Below are 2,601 nucleotides of genomic sequence, written 5' to 3'. Positions count from 1 at the left end.
CGCGGACCTGGAAGTAGGCCCGCACCTCCTCCACGAAGGAGGTGCGGGCGCCGTCGAGGGAGCGGGCGGACTGCTCGGCCGCGGTGAGCTGGGCGTCCAGGAAGGCGACGCGCTCGGGCGCGAGGTCCGAGCTGGGCAGCTCGGCGCGCAGCCCGGCGGCCTGCGCGGCCAGGTCGGCCGGGACCGGGGTCGGCTCGTCCGCCACGGCCCGGCGCAGCCCCTGGTCGCCGGTGTAGGCGTCCACGAGTCCGGGGACGAGCCGGTCGAGCCGGAGCCCGAGGGCGAGGTAGCCGCGCACCAGGCGGTTGCCGTCCATGAGCAGGGGAGCTTACGAGCGGCGGGGAGGTTCCACCACGGTCACGCGCACGGGCGAACCGGCCTGGGGGAGGGCGTCACACGAAGGTGTCAGTGGTCAGGGGCGCCCTCCGCCCGCCGGTAGCTTCCGGCGCGATCGAAACCGCAGGTACACCCGCACTCCCGAGGAGTTCCCGTGCTGAAGAAGGCCGCTGCCCTGCTGGCCGCCGCGACCGGTCTCACCATGATCGGCTCGCCCGCGTTCGCCGACCCGCTGGTGACGGTGCTGAGCGGCGCCACCACCGACGTCAACGCCGACGCCGACGCGGCCGTGGGCGCCGACACGAAGGTCGCGGGCGGCCTGTGCGGCACCAGCGTGAACCTGGTCCAGGTCCCGCTGCCCCTGGCCGACGCCCCGTCGTCGAACAACTGCAACACCGGTGACGGCGGCGCGACCGGCGAGTCGCCGCTCGACGGCGTGACCGACGTGCTGGGCGGGCTGACCGGCATCCTGCCCGGCTGAGCGCCGGAAGCGCTCAGCCGACCCCGGAAGCCCGCCGAGGCCGCGCGGTCCCGCCCACGGGTTTCCGGGCCGCCGAAGGCGGCGACCTCGGGCCCGGTGCTCCCGCCGGGTTCCGGGGCCGTCCCGGTCCACCCCGGATCGCCGCACCCCGGCGCGGCCCCGGCCACTCCCCGGACCGCTCCCCCGCTCCGGCACCACGAACCTCCGGGCTTCGGGGGTTCAGGAGCCGAAGCGGCGGTGCCGGATCGCGTAGTCGCGCAGGGCGCGCAGGAAGTCGGTCCTGCGGAACTCGGGCCAGTAGGCCTCGCAGAACCAGAACTCGGAGTGCGCCGACTGCCACAGCATGAACCCGGACAGCCGCTGCTCGCCCGAGGTGCGGATGAGCAGGTCCGGGTCGGGCTGGCCGGAGGTGTAGAGGTGCTCGGCGATGTGGTCCACGTCCAGGACCTCGGCCAGCTCCTCGATCGTCCCGCCGGACTCGGCGTGCTTCTGCAGCAGCTTGCGCACCGCGTCGGCGATCTCCTGGCGCCCGCCGTAGCCGACCGCCACGTTGACCTGGAGCCCCGTGCGGCCCCTGGTGCGCAGCGAGGCCGCGGACAGGCGGGCCGCGGTCTCGGTGGGCAGCATGTCGAGCGCGCCCACGTGGCGCACCTGCCAGGGGTTGTTGGGCTCGGCCAGCTTGTCGACGATGTCGGCGATGATGCCGAGCAGCGGTTCGAGCTCCTTGGTGGGCCTGGTGAGGTTGTCCGTGGACAGCAGCCACAGGGTGACCACCTCGACCTCGGCGTCCCGGCACCAGTTCAGCAGCTCCAGGATCTTGCGCGCACCCGCGAGGTGGCCGTGGGCGACGTCGTCGAAGCCCGCTTCCTTGGCCCACCTGCGGTTGCCGTCGAGCACCACGCCGACGTGGCGTGGTCGTTGTCTTCCGTCCAACCAGCGGGTGAGGCGGTACTCGTAGCCCTTGAGGAGGACGTTCTTGACGCGTTCGCGGAGACCCACGCTGGAAGAGCGTACGCCGGGTGGCTTCGGTCACGCGCCCGTGTGCTGACCGGTAAACCTACGCTCCCGTAACCTCACTCAGGTGACCGCGTCTACCGTTCCCCCGCAGCCCTCTCCGGCGCTGCGCCCCCGGATGCGGGGCTGGCTGCACCTCTGGTCGTTCGTGGTGTCGGTGGCCATGGCGGCGACACTGGTCGCCCTGGCGGCGACAACCGTGTCGGCGAAAGCGGCTTACTCCACAGCCGTGTACGGAATCACGCTGATGGGCCTGTTCGGCGTCAGCGCCCTCTACCACCGGGTGAACTGGAAGAGCGTCAAGGCCCGGACGTGGATGAAGCGCATGGACCACTCGATGATCTTCGTGTTCATCGCGGGCTCCTACACCCCGTTCGCGCTGACCGCGATGCCCCCGTCCACGGGCTACACCGTGCTGTGGGTCGTGTGGCTGGGCGCGCTGGGCGGCGTGTCGCTGAAGATGCTGTGGCCCAACTCGCCCAGGTGGCTGGGCGTTCCCATCTACATCGCCCTCGGCTGGGTGGCCGTGTTCACCCTGCCGGACATGCTGTCCCACGCGGGCGTGGGCGTGGTGGCCCTGATCATCGCGGGCGGCCTGATGTACACGATCGGGGCAGTCTTCTACGCGACCCGCTGGCCGAACTTCTGGCCGGACGTGTTCGGCTACCACGAGTTCTTCCACGCGATGACGGTGCTCGCGGCGAGCTGCCACTGCGTGGCGATCTGGTTGTCGATCTACTCGTAGCCGAGGGCGCTCGGGGCCTGGGCGC

3 protein-coding genes and 1 pseudogene are annotated in these 2,601 nt (G+C 71.8%); 2 read left to right on the top strand and 2 right to left on the bottom strand.

Annotation, left to right across the window (positions count from 1 at the left end; genetic code table 11):
• Nucleotides 1-316: pseudogene (locus ACTUAL_RS30810) on the bottom strand (DUF885 domain-containing protein); the annotation flags it as partial.
• Between the two features lie 174 nt (nucleotides 317-490).
• Here ACTUAL_RS30810 and ACTUAL_RS30805 point away from each other — a divergent pair.
• Complete coding sequence (locus ACTUAL_RS30805) at nucleotides 491-817, top strand: hypothetical protein (protein ID WP_096491487.1); 327 nt, start codon at nucleotides 491-493, stop codon at nucleotides 815-817.
• A gap of 219 nt (nucleotides 818-1,036) precedes the next feature.
• Here ACTUAL_RS30805 and ACTUAL_RS30800 read toward each other — a convergent pair whose 3' ends face one another.
• Nucleotides 1,037-1,816 (bottom strand): isoprenyl transferase, encoded by a 780-nt coding sequence (locus tag ACTUAL_RS30800; RefSeq protein WP_096491486.1) that lies wholly within the window; start codon nucleotides 1,814-1,816, stop codon nucleotides 1,037-1,039.
• Between the two features lie 133 nt (nucleotides 1,817-1,949).
• Here ACTUAL_RS30800 and trhA point away from each other — a divergent pair, with 133 nt between their 5' ends.
• Nucleotides 1,950-2,576 (top strand): PAQR family membrane homeostasis protein TrhA, encoded by a 627-nt coding sequence (trhA, locus tag ACTUAL_RS30795; RefSeq protein WP_440902689.1) that lies wholly within the window; start codon nucleotides 1,950-1,952, stop codon nucleotides 2,574-2,576.
• The last annotated feature ends 25 nt before the right edge of the window (nucleotides 2,577-2,601 follow it).

It is taken from the genome of Actinosynnema sp. (assembly GCF_052038725.1).
This window is presented reverse-complemented; position numbering and strand designations above follow the sequence as displayed.

Coding starts and splice junctions, on each gene's coding strand:
- trhA (WP_440902689.1), top strand. CDS start 1,950: ATGCGGGGCTGGCTGCACCTCTGGTCGTTCGTGGTGTCGGTGGCCATG.